13 protein-coding genes are annotated in these 14,420 nt (G+C 40.6%); 5 read left to right on the top strand and 8 right to left on the bottom strand.

The window, feature by feature from the left end:
- Positions 1 to 11: 11 nt before the first annotated feature.
- The 6 genes from BQ5338_RS03535 to gap form a co-directional block, all read right to left on the bottom strand.
- On the bottom strand, positions 12 to 554 hold the full coding sequence (locus tag BQ5338_RS03535) for a 5-formyltetrahydrofolate cyclo-ligase (RefSeq protein ID WP_078063382.1): 543 nt from the start codon (positions 552 to 554) through the stop codon (positions 12 to 14).
- On the bottom strand, positions 466 to 2,205 hold the full coding sequence (locus BQ5338_RS03530; protein WP_071145420.1) for a S41 family peptidase: 1,740 nt from the start codon (positions 2,203 to 2,205) through the stop codon (positions 466 to 468). Before BQ5338_RS03530 ends, BQ5338_RS03535 begins: the two co-directional genes overlap by 89 nt.
- Before the next feature lie 34 nt (positions 2,206 to 2,239).
- Positions 2,240 to 2,689, bottom strand: a complete 450-nt coding sequence (locus tag BQ5338_RS03525; protein ID WP_071145419.1) for a dCMP deaminase family protein — start codon at positions 2,687 to 2,689, stop codon at positions 2,240 to 2,242.
- Positions 2,690 to 2,699: 10 nt separating this feature from the next.
- Positions 2,700 to 3,188, bottom strand: a complete 489-nt coding sequence (locus BQ5338_RS03520) for a DUF4847 family protein (RefSeq protein ID WP_071145418.1) — start codon at positions 3,186 to 3,188, stop codon at positions 2,700 to 2,702.
- Positions 3,178 to 5,289: a M3 family metallopeptidase gene (locus tag BQ5338_RS03515; RefSeq protein ID WP_394331120.1), complete on the bottom strand. Its 2,112-nt coding sequence runs from the start codon at positions 5,287 to 5,289 to the stop codon at positions 3,178 to 3,180. The genes BQ5338_RS03520 and BQ5338_RS03515 overlap by 11 nt, the downstream gene beginning before the upstream one ends.
- Positions 5,290 to 5,458: 169 nt before the next feature.
- Positions 5,459 to 6,466, bottom strand: a complete 1,008-nt coding sequence (gene gap / locus BQ5338_RS03510; RefSeq protein ID WP_071145416.1) for a type I glyceraldehyde-3-phosphate dehydrogenase — start codon at positions 6,464 to 6,466, stop codon at positions 5,459 to 5,461.
- Between the two features lie 139 nt (positions 6,467 to 6,605).
- On the opposite strand from gap, the gene mscL reads away from it, so the two are divergent.
- Together mscL and guaA are read left to right on the top strand one after the other, a co-directional pair.
- The gene (mscL, locus tag BQ5338_RS03505; protein WP_071145858.1) at positions 6,606 to 7,040 is read left to right on the top strand and encodes a large-conductance mechanosensitive channel protein MscL; all 435 of its coding nucleotides are present in this window, start codon (positions 6,606 to 6,608) and stop codon (positions 7,038 to 7,040) included.
- A gap of 53 nt (positions 7,041 to 7,093) precedes the next feature.
- Positions 7,094 to 8,617 (top strand): glutamine-hydrolyzing GMP synthase, encoded by a 1,524-nt coding sequence (guaA, locus tag BQ5338_RS03500; protein ID WP_071145415.1) that lies wholly within the window; start codon positions 7,094 to 7,096, stop codon positions 8,615 to 8,617.
- 278 nt (positions 8,618 to 8,895) lie between these two features.
- Here the strand turns inward: guaA and BQ5338_RS03495 are convergent, their stop codons facing one another.
- Entirely contained in the window at positions 8,896 to 9,600 is a 705-nt protein-coding gene (locus tag BQ5338_RS03495; protein ID WP_071145414.1) for a Crp/Fnr family transcriptional regulator, read from the bottom strand.
- A 172-nt stretch (positions 9,601 to 9,772) separates the two neighbouring features.
- On the opposite strand from BQ5338_RS03495, the gene BQ5338_RS03490 reads away from it, so the two are divergent.
- Complete coding sequence (locus tag BQ5338_RS03490; RefSeq protein ID WP_071145413.1) at positions 9,773 to 10,369, top strand: MarC family protein; 597 nt, start codon at positions 9,773 to 9,775, stop codon at positions 10,367 to 10,369.
- Position 10,370: 1 nt separating this feature from the next.
- On the opposite strand, the gene BQ5338_RS03485 is transcribed toward BQ5338_RS03490, so the two are convergent.
- On the bottom strand, positions 10,371 to 11,027 hold the full coding sequence (locus BQ5338_RS03485) for a rhomboid family intramembrane serine protease (RefSeq protein WP_071145412.1): 657 nt from the start codon (positions 11,025 to 11,027) through the stop codon (positions 10,371 to 10,373).
- A 170-nt stretch (positions 11,028 to 11,197) separates the two neighbouring features.
- Here BQ5338_RS03485 and BQ5338_RS03480 point away from each other — a divergent pair, with 170 nt between their 5' ends.
- Both BQ5338_RS03480 and BQ5338_RS03475 read left to right on the top strand, forming a co-directional pair.
- The gene (locus tag BQ5338_RS03480) at positions 11,198 to 13,138 is read left to right on the top strand and encodes a glycogen debranching enzyme N-terminal domain-containing protein (RefSeq protein WP_071145411.1); all 1,941 of its coding nucleotides are present in this window, start codon (positions 11,198 to 11,200) and stop codon (positions 13,136 to 13,138) included.
- Between the two features lie 11 nt (positions 13,139 to 13,149).
- Complete coding sequence (locus BQ5338_RS03475) at positions 13,150 to 14,418, top strand: glycosyltransferase family 4 protein (RefSeq protein ID WP_071145410.1); 1,269 nt, start codon at positions 13,150 to 13,152, stop codon at positions 14,416 to 14,418.
- Positions 14,419 to 14,420: the final 2 nt, after the last annotated feature.

Genomic DNA, 14,420 nt, shown 5'->3' with positions numbered 1-14,420 from the left:
CTGTGTTTTTTTCAAATCTTATCACAGGTAATGATGGCGTCCATTCGGATGTCGAACTCTTCCGAAGGAACTTCTTCTACTAGTTGAAAAGGAAAGCAAATGCCTGCTTTGTAGGCTGGAATATGGGGTAATAGTCTGTCATAATATCCTTTTCCTCGTCCCAAACGATGTCCTGACGCATCGAATGCAACGCCCGGAACAACAACCAGATCAATAGAACGATAGTCGGTAAATGCCTCACCTACAGGTTCTTCTATTCCATAACTTCCAATGCATAGTGATTGTGTCCCTGAATAGAGACGTAGTTCTAATTCATTTTCTACTACGACAGGGAGTAGTATTCTTTTGTTTTTGCTCCATTTCTCAACGAAGTCATGAGTTTGCACTTCATCCTTCATTGAGTAGTATAGTAGAATGGTTTGCGCTGCTACGAAAGTCGGGTGACTTTCGAGCAGCTCAAGAGTTTTAGCAGAAAGATCCTTCAGCGTAGAGGCGTGATATAGGGTTTTCTTTAGCGCTATCTGCTTGCGCAGTTCTTTTTTTCTTTCCTTCATTTTTCTTAATGGGTTGTTCTACAGCCTCGGGTGCTTTAGGGAAAGCTTCTCCTTTCTCTAGCAATTCTATTGCTTTCTTCACCGTTGTATCGGTATTGTTGAAGTACTTGATGTAGGCTTCTTTTCCTAGCATGTTATAGATGAGATTGCCATAGATATTTTTTTCAAGCAATTTGCGCGATTTCTGGATGAGAATATTTCTTCTCTTTATCCCTTTACTGTCGGCATAGCGAACGAATTGTTCCACTAAGTTTTGGCGACGTAAGTAGGTGAGTAATTCATCTTCATTCTCGTATTTACTCATTTGCTCACGGTTGCGGTCGGTGTACTGAAAAGTAAACTGTACAGTTAATCCTTTGCTGAGTACACTAGTCAGATATGAACTCACTCCTGTGGTATCTTGTGGCACAAAGATGTCCGGCATGATGCCTCCACCGCCATAAACAGGGCGTCCCAGTCCGGTTGAGTAGCGAAGTGATTTATCTAATTTAATGCTATCTCTTGAGAAAAATTCTCCATGTTCGTAGCGAGTAAGCCAGTCCATTTCATAATTTCGGTCGTTACCGCTGTCATAATGCCTTTGGATACAACGTCCTGAAGGGGTGTAGTAGCGCGCAATGGTTAGGCGAATAGCCGAACCGTCACTGAAATCAATAGGCTGCTGCACCAGGCCTTTACCAAAGGAACGGCGACCTATAATCAGACCACGGTCATTATCTTGAATAGCCCCTGCAAAAATCTCACTGGCAGAAGCAGAACCTTCATCAACAAGTACTATGATAGGCATTTTTTGACAGCTGCCAGTGCCGTTGGCAAATTCATCTGTACGTGGATACTTGCGACCTTGGGTATATACAATCAGTTTGCCTTGAGGTAGAAATTCGTTTACCATTCGAATAGCAGCTTCCATATATCCTCCTGTGTTTCCTCGTAAGTCAATGATCAGGCCCTGGCAGTTCTTATGACTTAGCACTGCAATTGCATTGAGCAACTCAACATGCGTGGTGCGGCCAAACTTACTGATTTGCACATAACCGAATTTATCGTTGAGCATATAACTTGCGTCAATACTGTTTTGAGGTATATCTCCGCGTGTAATATTGAACTTGAGAATGTTATTCTCTGTCATTCTTTTAACACCCAATTTTACATGGGTACCTTTGGCGCCTTTGAGAGTTCGCATTGCTACATCGTTTGTTACTTTCTTGCCAACAAATGACGTATCATTAACAGAGACGATACGGTCTCCTGCCATTAATCCGACCTTTTCGGAGGGGCCTCCCTGTATAACACTATTGACATGAATAGTGTCGTTTTGTATAGTGAACTGGATACCGATTCCGCTAAAGCTGCCTTCTAACTCAGAGTTAACATTTTCCAGATCTTTTGCAGGAATATAAGTGGAGTGTGGATCAAGTTCAGCTAGAATCTGTGGCATTGCTTTCTCAACCAGATCGGTCATGTTCACTGTATCCACATATTGATCATCGACAATGCGTAACAGAGCATTTAGTTTATTGGAAGAACTATTTATAATGCCTAAGCGATTACCTGAAAAATGTTTCGCATAAAAAGTTCCGATAAGAATTCCAACTACCACACTTATTGCAATGACAAGTGGTATAAACTTCGAAGAGTTTCTTGTACGCATATCTTTTTTGTTTTTGAACGTTTTTTCTTGTTACTTATATTTCTGTGCCAAACTTATCGGGTTCCAAGTATAGAACTTCAATGCCGGCACGTTTTAATAAATTAATTCCATCTTCCAAGCGATATTTCTCGGAGTAGATCACTCGCTTAATACCTGCTTGAATTATCAGTTTGGCACACTCAATACATGGTGCGGCCGTGACATACATTGTAGCTCCGTCACTACTATTATTTGAACGAGCAATCTTAGTGATGGCATTCGCTTCAGCATGAAGCACATAAGGCTTAGTCAGGTTATTTTCATCTTCGCATACATTCTCAAAACCAGAGGGAGTTCCGTTGTATCCATCAGAGATAATCATCTTTTCTTTAACGATAAGTGCTCCTACTTTTCGCCGGTGACAGTAAGAGTTTTCTGCCCATATTATGGCCATTCGTATATAACGTTTGTCCAATTCTAATTGTTTCAGTTGTGCTGCATCCATGGCTAAACATTTATTTTGGGATATGAAGAAGAAGAAACTTTGATTTTCCTCCTTCCTTGAAATAAATATATAGATTACTCTCGTCGCCACTGTATGAGGTGGCATGATTTAGCCCATATAGAAACGCTTGACCTAGTACGTCGCTATCGGTGTTTGGCGTTATTTCAGGGATGCTAAAGGTACGGCTTTCGCCATCGACGTTCCAAGTGCCACTAAAGGCGTTATTGATTGCTCTTCCGCTGATCGTTCCGCTAATGGTATTTCCTGTTATTGTTCCGCTAAATTTAATTGTGCAGTTATTTTCTTGTTCCATTAATTCACGAGATGCGGCTTCAGCTTCTTCATCACCATCCCAATAATCACTTGATTTATCTCCCTCTATTATATCTCTTAATTTCCATGTTTTACCAAAGAAAATCTTAGAGACATCATCTGAATCGTTGCATCCGCTTAACAGAGGAAACAGAAGGACAAGAAAGAGTAAGTGTTTAGTTTTCATTTTTCGTTTTTTTTATTCCATTTCTAATCAGCAATGCATCGATGGTTGGCTCTTGTCCGCGAAAGCGTTTATATAAAACCATCGGATGTTCTGTGCCACCTTTTGATAATATATTATTTCGGAACGATTCGGCTACTTCATTATTGAAAATACCTTTTTGTTTGAAGAGCGAGAATGCATCAGCATCCAGTACTTCGGCCCATTTGTAGCTGTAGTATCCTGCGGCATAACCTCCGGCAAAGATGTGCGAGAACTGCGTGCTCATGCAGGCATCATTTACAACCGGAAGAATCTGTGCCTTGCCCCATGCTTTTTGTTCGTAGGTTTTTACATCTCCATCGAAAGGAGTGGAACGTGTGTACCATGCCATATCGAGCAGTCCAAAGCTTACCTGGCGTAAACAACCATAAGCTACGTTAAAGTTAGAGGCGTCTACTAATCGTTGCACCAATGTGTCTGGAAGTAATTCACCGGTTTGATAATGTCTGGCAAAAGTGTTCAGAAATTCTTTTTCGATGGCAAAATTCTCCATGATTTGAGAGGGTAACTCCACAAAATCACGATAGACACTCGTACCACTAAGACTTTCGTTATTTGAATTGGCAAAGATACCATGTAGCCCATGACCGAATTCGTGCAAAAATGTTTCTACTTCATCGAAGGTAAGTAGAGCAGGCTTATTGTCAGTCGGTTTAGTAAAGTTCATTACCAATGTGATGTGTGGGCGACTATTCTCTCCTGTTTTATAATCGACCCATTGTCCTTTAAAACTGGTCATCCATGCTCCGGAGCGTTTGCCGGCACGAGGATGGAAGTCGGTATAAAGAACTGCAAGGTAGCTACCATCCTTATCAAATACCTCATAAGCATCTACATCTTTATTGTAAACAGGAATATCGGGATTTTTCTTGAATGTGATACCATATAGTCTGGTCGCTAATCCAAATACGCCTTCTTTTACCTTACTCAGTTCAAAGTAAGGTCGTAGCATCTCTTCGTTGATATTGAACTTTTTATTTTTCAGCTTATTCGAATAATAGCTCCAATCCCACGGCATCACGGAGAAGCTTTCGCCTTCTGTTTGACGAGCCAGCGATTGTACCTCATTATATTCTTTCTTGGCCGTAGGAGTATATGCTTCCAATAATTGATTCAGCAGTTTGTATACGGCGTCGCTGTTTTGAGCCATACGCTTTTGTAACGTGTACTCAGCATAGTTCTTGTAACCTAAGAGTTGAGCAATCGCCATACGGGTGTTGGCAATCTCTTTAACAATATTCAAATTGTTATATTCGTTGTCATGGGTACATTTTGTATTGTACGCCATATAGAGTTCTTTTCGGAGCTCACGGTTGTCGGCATAAGTTAGGAAAGGGATGTAACTCGGTGCCTGAAGAGTGAAAACCCATCCTTCAACGCCTTTATCTTTAGCCGTTTGAGCAGCTGCCTCTATAGCACTTTCTGGTAATCCTGCCAATTGGTCCTTCTCCTTCAGCACCATCTGGTAGTTGTTTGTCTCTTTCAAGTTGTTTTCGCTGAATTGAAGAGTCAGGGTGCTAAGCTTCTTGGTCAATTCGCGATATTTATTTTTAGCTTCTCCTTTCAGATTAGCGCCATTGCGGATAAAGCCGTCGTAAGCATTTTCAAGAAGTTTGGCTTGTTCGATGGTGAGAGAGAGCTTCTTTTTTTGTTTGTAAACCACTTTAATTCGGTCGAAAAGCTTCTCGTTTAAGCTGATATTATTGCTGTGCTCACTCAACAATGGCATCATCTTCTGTGCAAGAGCCTGTAAATCATCATTCGTTTCAGCACTTTGGAGATTTCCAAAAACAGCGGTGACCCTGTCTAATAGTTTCCCTGATTGCTCATAAGCCAATATGGTGTTAGCGAACGTGGGAGCTTTGGGGTTGTTTACGATTTCATCTATTTCAGCCATCTGTTGTTTGATGCCTTCTAAGATGGCAGGCTCATAATGCTCGGTTTTTATTTTATCAAATGGAACAGTTTGGTGTGGGGTATTATACTCTTCAAGGAAAGGATTTTGGGCATGTATCATACTAATTATGCAAAGTAAAAAAAATGTTAGGTTTAATCTTTTCATATAATCCGGAGATTGAGCGGTTATAATTATTTTCTAGAATACAAACATACTAAAATAGTCGATTACTTATACCCTAATTAGTCGCTTTTTAACAAAGTATTAGTTTGTTGCAAAAAAAAACTGCTCCGAATTTAATCGGAACAGTTTTCTATATGTTGTAATTAGATAATTACTTGTTTACAGAAGCCATGTGAGCTACAAGGTCAAGAACTTTGTTGCTATAGCCAATTTCGTTATCATACCAAGATACGATTTTAACGAAAGTGTCAGTCAAAGCGATACCAGCTTTTGCATCAAAGATAGAAGTACGAGTGTCACCTAAGAAATCAGAAGAAACAACAGCGTCTTCTGTGTAACCAAGGATACCTTTCAATTCGCCTTCAGAAGCTTCTTTCATTGCTGCGCAAATTTCTGCATAAGTAGCAGGTTTTGCCAAGTTAACAGTTAAGTCAACTACAGAAACATCCAAAGTAGGAACGCGCATTGACATACCTGTAAGTTTGCCATTAAGAGCAGGGATAACTTTACCTACAGCTTTAGCAGCACCTGTAGATGAAGGGATAATGTTGCCAGAAGCAGCACGACCACCTCTCCAGTCTTTCATAGAAGGACCGTCTACTGTTTTTTGAGTAGCAGTAGTAGAGTGAACTGTAGTCATCAAACCGTCTGTGATACCATATTTGTCGTTCAATACCTTAGCGATAGGTGCCAAACAGTTAGTAGTACATGAAGCATTTGATACGAATTTTTGTCCTGCATAAGTCTTTTCGTTAACACCGCAAACAAACATAGGGGTGTCATCTTTAGAAGGAGCAGACATAACAACGTATTTTGCACCTGCATCGATGTGACCTTGAGCTGAGTCCTTGCTTAAGAACAAGCCAGTAGATTCTACAACGTATTCAGCAGCAACTTCGCCCCACTTCAAATCAGCAGGATTTCTCTCAGCTGTGATGCGGATAGCTTTACCGTTAACGATTAACTGGTTTTTCTCAACATCAGCTTCGATTGTGCCTTTGAATTGACCATGTACCGTGTCATACTTCAACATATAAGCCAAGTAATCTACCGGACAAAGGTCGTTGATTCCTACGATTTCAATGTCATTTCTTGTTTGAGCAGCGCGGAAAACAAAGCGTCCGATGCGGCCAAATCCATTAATACCTACTTTAATCATCTTGTTTAAACTTTTAAGGGTTCTTATAATAATTGTTCAAAATATGTAGCAATACTTCATATTTCGTTTTTAATGCGGTGCAAAATTAAGAATTTGTTTTTATATTCGCACACAATTAATATTAAATATGAAAAAAAACATGGGAAAAAGTCTTCTTTTACAAGAGTTTAAATCATTTGCTATGAGAGGCAATGTGATTGATATGGCTGTCGGTGTAATTATAGGTGGAGCTTTTGGTAAGATCGTCTCTTCCATCGTGGCTGACGTTATTATGCCTCCTATCGGACTGTTGATTGGCGGCGTGAACTTTGCGGACCTTAAGTGGGTGATGAAAGCTGCAGAAATAGGGGCAGACGGGAAGCAAATTGCCGCCGTTACATTGAATTATGGTAATTTTTTACAGGCCACCTTCGACTTTCTTATTATAGCATTTTCGATCTTCCTGTTCGTTAAGCTATTGAGTAGGATGTCTAAGAAGAGTGAAGCCCCAGTTGCCGCTCCAGCTCCTCCTGCACCTACAAAAGAAGAACTGTTGTTGGCCGAAATACGTGATTTACTTAGAGAAAAGAAGTAAAATCGTGATATTTTGCGTACTTTTGCGCGCAAACTTCAAAACATATCTTCTATATGCAAGAAAAAATTATAATACTTGATTTTGGTTCTCAGACTACGCAACTTATTGCTCGTAGAGTGCGTGAACTGGATACTTATTGTGAGATAGTACCTTATAACAAATTTCCGAAGGATGATGAGAGTGTAATCGGTGTCATTCTTTCGGGTAGTCCGTTCTCTGTGTATGATGAAACGGCATTTAAAACAGATATGACAGAAATATGGGGGAAATACCCTATTCTGGGTATTTGCTATGGTGCGCAGTTCATGTCTTATATGAATGGTGGGAAAGTAGAACCGGCCGGAACTCGCGAATACGGACGTGCTCACCTAGATACGTTTTGCAAAGATAATGTATTGTTTAAAGGAGTGCGAGAGAAATCACAAGTCTGGATGAGCCATGGTGATACCATTACTGCCATTCCTGCCAACTTTAAGACGATTGCATCGACTGATAAAGTGGCTATTGCTGCTTATCAGGTTGAGGGTGCTCAAATATGGGGTGTACAGTTTCATCCGGAAGTCTTTCACACGGAAGATGGAACACAAATACTGAAAAACTTTGTTGTGGATGTGTGCGGATGCAAGCAGGATTGGTCTCCGGCTTCTTTCGTAGAAAGCACTGTGGCAGAGTTGAAAAAACAAATTGGCGATGATAAAGTAGTGCTGGGCTTGAGCGGAGGAGTAGATTCTTCGGTTGCAGCGGTATTGTTACATAGGGCCATCGGTACGAACCTTACCTGTATCTTTGTTGATCACGGCATGTTACGCAAGAATGAGTATAGCAACGTGTTGCACGATTACGAATGCTTAGGGCTGAATGTGATTGGCGTGGATGCTAGTGCTCAATTCTTTGGTGAACTGGCAGGGGTTTCTGATCCCGAAGGCAAACGTAAGATTATTGGCAAGGGCTTCATTGATGTCTTTGATGTAGAAGCTCACAAGATAAAAGAGGTGAAATGGTTGGCGCAGGGTACTATCTACCCAGACTGCATCGAGTCGCTTTCTATCACAGGAACAGTGATTAAGAGTCATCATAATGTAGGGGGATTGCCCGAAAAGATGAACCTTAAACTTTGCGAACCGCTCCGTTTGTTATTTAAGGATGAAGTTCGAAAAGTGGGCCGACAATTAGGCATGCCTGAACATCTAATCACTCGTCATCCATTTCCGGGACCGGGACTGGCTGTGCGTATATTGGGTGATATCACTCCCGAGAAGGTTCATATTCTTCAGGAAGCGGATGATATTTTTATTCAAGGATTACGCGACTGGGGACTTTATGACAAGGTATGGCAGGCGGGAGTTATTTTGCTTCCGGTGCAGTCTGTTGGTGTGATGGGCGATGAGCGTACGTATGAAAGAGCTGTGGCTCTTAGGGCGGTGACTTCTACGGATGCAATGACTGCCGATTGGGCACACTTGCCTTATGAGTTTTTGGGCAAGGTCTCTAACGACATTATCAATAAAGTGAAAGGGGTGAATAGGGTTACTTATGATATTAGCTCTAAACCTCCTGCAACGATTGAATGGGAATAGTCTTTGATATTACATACTACCATAAAAAAACAGTCTTGACTACTAAAGTTGAGGCTGTTTTTTTATGATGCCTAACGAATTGTGTAGCTTTACTAAGCTGTTTTGTTTACAAATGAGGTGATTCTTGGTGATGATATAACTTCAGCGTGGTGAACTAACTAGATCAGCGTGGTGAATTAACTACTTCACCACGCTGATCTAGTTAGTTCACCAAACCCCTCTCAGAAGGCTTGTAACGGTATATCTCTAATATTTACATTTATTGTTTAGTTGTGGGGCTATCTATCTTTTTTTTGGTCGGTTTTTTGCGCTTCACTCCATTTTACGAGTGCATTTATTTCAGAAATATGAATCGCTTTTCGGCTGAGAGTGAGCAATCCCATCGATTGGAAATCATTCAATGCCTTAGATACGTTCAGTCGTGTATCATCAACATAAATGGCTATATCTTCCATACGAATTTTAAGGTCTTTCTCTCCGGTAAACTTCTCGGTACGAACCAGAATGAAATCGATAATCTTCTTTTTCAAATTATCAGAGGCACTTCTCCATAAACGGTCGTAGAATACCTGGGCACGATTGCTGACAATATTCATGTAGTTGAGACGGAATATATCATAATTAAATAGCTCGGTAAGTACAAATGATTTGCTTATACTAATGGTCTGTACTTCTGTGCGAGCCACATACGAAGATGCATAGTTGAGATTCATTCCAAACAAAGAATGAGCCTCTATTAAGTAAGGGGCTTCAAAGTACTCCATGAAGGTAAAAGTATTATCTTTAGGTGAAGACAACGACGATATTTCGCCCTTCAATAGAAAAATCAACTTATCACAGACCATGTCATGCTTGACAATGGTTTCTCCTGCTTTATAATTTGTAAAATGTAGCTTTACTTTTTCCAATATATTAGTGAAGTCTTCGTGGCAAAGGCCCTGAAATAAAGGCAGTTGGAGTAAGGTATCATACATTGTATTCATACACTAAATCTTTCTATTTTGAAGACAAATATAGCTATAATAGCACCCTCTTGTTTTTATTCACTGCCTCTTTTTGTTTTTTTTATTATTTCTTAAGTAAGGAGACGATTCATGCCGATACTTATTGTTTGTGCATAAAAATCAATTATCTTTGCAGAAAAAAGGAGGAGTTATGTTTACCAGATTTAATCTTCAGGAAATGGCCAGCGCTTTTATTGTGTTGTTCGCTGTCATTGACATCATAGGGGCTATTCCAATTATTCTCAATTTGACACAGAAGGGTAAAGGGGTTAATGCGATAAATGCAACTGTTATTTCTTTTATATTGATGATCGGTTTCTTCTATGCCGGTGACATGATGCTAAGGCTGTTTCATGTAGATATTGCCTCTTTCGCTGTGGCAGGTGCATTTGTTATCTTTTTAATGTCACTTGAGATGATTCTTGACATTGAAATCTTTAAAAATCAAGGTCCGATTAAAGAAGTAACACTTGTTCCGCTGGTGTTTCCTCTATTGGCCGGCCCGGGCACTTTTACTACTCTATTATCGCTTAGAGCAGAGTATGATAGCTTAAATATTATTCTTGCTTTGGTGCTCAATATGGTCTGGGTTTATATTGTTCTCCGCATGACACATCGCATCGAGCGTTTCTTAGGAAAGGGAGGTATTTATATCATTCGTAAATTCTTCGGAATCATTCTGCTCGCTATATCGGTGAGACTTTTTACGGCAAACGTGTCTATCCTAATTGCGGCACTGAACAAATAATTTAATTCAAATCTTCTTCATCTGAGTTTGCAGGAGGTGCATCGTCTATCTCAGGAGTCTCTATGTCTTCATCTTCCAATATTTCAGGCTTTTGCGGTCCGTGATTGCTGAACAGGATGGCGCATAGCGTTCCGGTTATGGCACCGCTCAAGTGGCCCTCCCAAGATGTTGTTTCTTTAGCAAAGAAGGGAAACATATTCCAAATAAGTCCTCCATAAAGGAATGTGACTAGCAGAGAGATTGCAATCAGTGGGGGATGTTTTCTCAGTATTCCGCTGAAAAACAGGAAAAAGGCCAAGCCATATATAACTCCACTCGCTCCGATGTGCCACCCGGGTTTGCCAATGAGGAATGTTAGCGCTCCACACCCTATCCAGATGGCAAAGAAGATGTAGGGAGCTATATTCCGATAAAAATAGAATAAGCACCAAGATAAGAAAAATAGAGGAATGGTATTGGCGAAAAGATGTTGGAAACTGCTGTGTATCAGTGGGTGAGCAAAAATGCCGAAAACACCTTTCTTGCTTAATGGATATACTCCCAGACGTGTGAAGTCCCAGTCCATCCCAACTTCTAGTATTTTTATTGTATATAAAATGAAAATAAGGAACAATGGAATAGCCATTGCTATTGTCATCTTCTTCAACTCTGGCTTCATCTTCTCTTTTTTTCTGTGATTACGTTACAATGCTACGAATATTTACAGTGAAAACGAAAAATAAAATGCCTTTTTATTCTTGTTTCTTCCTTTAATTTGTATTTTTGAGCAATACATACGTTTTGTAGAATGGCTTTAAAACATCATTAACCTTTAAATAGTGCATAACTATGAGTTATTTACGATTTGACAAGACTCTTATGATTAATCTAGAAGAATCCTTGTTAAGGGAGATTCTTCGGACGAATAAATCGGGGGCTTATCATTGTACAACGATTGTAGATTGCAACACACGAAAATATCACGGCTTGTTGGTGATACCTGTTCCTCATCTGGACGATGAGAATCATGTGCTGCTATCTTCTTTGGATGAAACGGTTGTTCAGCACGGTGCAGAATTCAATTTGGGACTACACAAATATCAAGGGAATCACTTTAGTCCGAATGGGCATAAATATATTCGCGAGTTCGATTGTGAAAGAGTTCCGGTGACTACATATCGTGTTGGAGGCGTTATTCTGACAAAGGAAAAAGTTTTTGTACATTATGAGAATAGAATTTTAATTCGCTACACATTAGTCGATGCACACTCTTCAACGAAGCTTCGTTTGCGTCCGTTTCTTGCTTTCAGAAGTGTTCGTCAGTATACTCATCAAAATGATTTAGCAAGTAGAGAATACCAAGAAGTAGAAAATGGTATCAAGACGTGTATGTATCCAGGCTATCCTGAGTTGTATATGCAGTTGAATAAGAAGAACGAATTTCATTTTGTGCCCGACTGGTACAAAGGAATAGAATATCCCAAGGAACAGGAGAGGGGATATGATTTCAATGAAGATCTGTATGTTCCCGGCTATTTTGAAGTGGATATCAGAAAGGGGGAAAGCGTTGTTTTCTCTGCGGGTATTTCGGAGACTTCTACTCATCAATTGAAGCGAACCTTTGAGTTTGAAGTGACGGATCGTACTCCTCGTGATAGTTTTTATCATTGTTTGAAGAATTCGGCTCATCAATTTCACAATAAACAAGGGGATTGCCACTATATATTAGCCGGTTATCCTTGGTTTAAATGTAGGGCGAGAGATCTGTTTGTTTCCTTGCCTGGCCTGACCCTTGCCGTGGATGAGAGAGAGGAGTTTGAGGATGTGATGGAGACGGCGCAAAGTGCTATACGCGATTATATGAATGATCGGCCGATGAATTGCAAGATTGAGGAGATGGACGATCCTGATGTGTTGCTATGGGCGGTATGGACTATGCAGCAATATGCGAAAGATACGACGCGGGAACAATGCCGCACCAAATATGGAGAGTTGCTTCAGGAAATCATTGACTTTATTCGTCAGCGCAAGCATAATAATTTGTTCCTTCACGATAATGGATTGCTTTATACCAATGGGGTTGATAAAGCTGTGACTTGGATGAACTCTACAATAGATGGACGACCTGTTACAGCGCGTACCGGATATATTGTAGAGGTAAATGCATTGTGGTATAACGCATTACGATTTGTAGCAGATATGTCTCGGGAAGGTGGAGATGTCGTTCTTGCTGATTCGTTGGATGCGCAGGCTCAGATAACAGCCACCTCTTTCGTTGATGTTTTCCGCAATGAGTACGGCTATCTTCTGGACTATGTGGATGGGAATATGATGGATTGGAGCGTACGACCGAATATGATCTTTACTGTTGCTTTTGATTATTCTCCGCTTGACAGAGTACAGAAAAAACAAGTACTTGATATTGTTACTAAAGAACTGCTTACACCTAAAGGACTGCGCAGTTTGAGTCCTAAAAGCGGAGGATATAATCCTAATTATGTGGGCACTCAGATTGAGAGAGACCGTGCTTATCATCAGGGGACTGCTTGGCCTTGGTTGATGGGCTTTTATATGGAAGCTTATTTGCGTATCTATAAGATGAGTGGCATCTCTTTCGTGGAGCGCCAACTGATAGGGTTTGAGGATGAGATGACGAGCCATTGTATCGGTTCCTTGCCCGAATTGTTTGATGGTAACCCACCATTTAAAGGACGCGGTGCCGTGTCGTTTGCCATGAATGTGGCAGAGATTTTGCGTATTCTGAAACTATTGTCTAAATATAATTTATAGGAGGGGGTAAAATGAAGGTTTTAATGTTTGGATGGGAATTCCCCCCTCATATTTTAGGAGGATTAGGAACAGCCAGCTATGGTTTGACCAAAGGTATGGCTATGCAAGAGGATATGGATATAACTTTTTGCATACCTAAACCTTGGGGAGATGAGGACAAGAGTTTTCTGAAAATAATAGGAATGAATAGCACTCCGGTAGTTTGGAGGAATGTCAATTGGGATCAGGTCAAAAGTCGGATTGGATTTTGCATGGATCCGCAGTTGTATTATGACTTGCGTGATCATATTTATGCTGATTTCAACTATCTGTATACCAATGATTTGGGATGCATAGAGTTCTCCGGCCGTTATCCTGACAATCTGTATGAAGAGATTAACAACTACTCTATTGTTGCCGGCGTGGTGGCGCGTCAACAGTCATTTGATATTATTCACTCTCACGACTGGCTCACTTATCCGGCCGGGATTCATGCTAAGCAGGTCACTGGGAAACCATTAGTGATCCATGTGCATGCTACTGACTTTGATCGTAGTCGGGGTAATGTGAATCCGACGGTATATGCTATAGAGAAAAATGGAATGGATCAGGCAGATCACATTATGTGCGTGAGCGAACTGACCCGACAAACGGTGATTAATAAATATTTTCAGGACCCGAGAAAGGTTACTACAGTTCATAATGCTGTTTCTCCGCTGTCTCAAGAAATAATGGATATTGTTCCCAACAAGAATCCGCGAGAAAAGGTTGTTACTTTTTTAGGGCGAATTACGATGCAGAAGGGACCGGAATATTTTGTGGAGGCTGCTTCTATGGTGCTTAAACGAACTCGGAACGTTCGCTTTGTGATGGCAGGTAATGGAGATATGATGAATCAGATGATTCGTTTGGTGGCCGAGCGAGGCATTGCCGATCGTTTTCATTTTCCGGGATTTATGAAGGGAGATCAGGTATATGAAGTGTTGAAGGCAAGTGATGTTTACATTATGCCTTCCGTGTCCGAGCCTTTTGGTATTTCTCCGCTTGAGGCGATGCAATGTAGTGTGCCTACTATCATATCCAAACAGTCAGGCTGTGCCGAAATACTTGATAAATGTATCAAGACCGATTATTGGGATATTCAAGCCATGGCAGATGCTATTTATTCTATTTGCACCTATCAATCTCTGTATGAATATCTTCGAGATGAGGGCAAAAAGGAAGTAGACCAGATTAAGTGGGAGAACGTAGGCTATAAAGTTCGTAGCATTTACGATGAAGTTTTGAAGCAATATAGATAACA

This window comes from Bacteroides ihuae, assembly GCF_900104585.1.
GTDB lineage: Bacteria > Bacteroidota > Bacteroidia > Bacteroidales > Bacteroidaceae > Bacteroides > Bacteroides ihuae.
This window is presented reverse-complemented; position numbering and strand designations above follow the sequence as displayed.

Bases quoted from the DNA above. Each gene is read 5' to 3' on its own strand.
- BQ5338_RS03485 (WP_071145412.1), bottom strand. From the start codon at position 11,027: ATGAAGCCAGAGTTGAAGAAGATGACAATAGCAATGGCTATTCCATTG.
- BQ5338_RS03515 (WP_394331120.1), bottom strand. From the start codon at position 5,289: ATGAAAAGATTAAACCTAACATTTTTTTTACTTTGCATAATTAGTATG.
- BQ5338_RS03480 (WP_071145411.1), top strand. From the start codon at position 11,198: ATGAGTTATTTACGATTTGACAAGACTCTTATGATTAATCTAGAAGAA.
- BQ5338_RS03535 (WP_078063382.1), bottom strand. From the start codon at position 554: ATGAAGGAAAGAAAAAAAGAACTGCGCAAGCAGATAGCGCTAAAGAAA.
- guaA (WP_071145415.1), top strand. From the start codon at position 7,094: ATGCAAGAAAAAATTATAATACTTGATTTTGGTTCTCAGACTACGCAA.
- BQ5338_RS03525 (WP_071145419.1), bottom strand. From the start codon at position 2,689: ATGGATGCAGCACAACTGAAACAATTAGAATTGGACAAACGTTATATA.
- BQ5338_RS03520 (WP_071145418.1), bottom strand. From the start codon at position 3,188: ATGAAAACTAAACACTTACTCTTTCTTGTCCTTCTGTTTCCTCTGTTA.
- gap (WP_071145416.1), bottom strand. From the start codon at position 6,466: ATGATTAAAGTAGGTATTAATGGATTTGGCCGCATCGGACGCTTTGTT.
- BQ5338_RS03490 (WP_071145413.1), top strand. From the start codon at position 9,773: ATGTTTACCAGATTTAATCTTCAGGAAATGGCCAGCGCTTTTATTGTG.
- BQ5338_RS03475 (WP_071145410.1), top strand. From the start codon at position 13,150: ATGAAGGTTTTAATGTTTGGATGGGAATTCCCCCCTCATATTTTAGGA.
- BQ5338_RS03530 (WP_071145420.1), bottom strand. From the start codon at position 2,205: ATGCGTACAAGAAACTCTTCGAAGTTTATACCACTTGTCATTGCAATA.
- BQ5338_RS03495 (WP_071145414.1), bottom strand. From the start codon at position 9,600: ATGAATACAATGTATGATACCTTACTCCAACTGCCTTTATTTCAGGGC.
- mscL (WP_071145858.1), top strand. From the start codon at position 6,606: ATGGGAAAAAGTCTTCTTTTACAAGAGTTTAAATCATTTGCTATGAGA.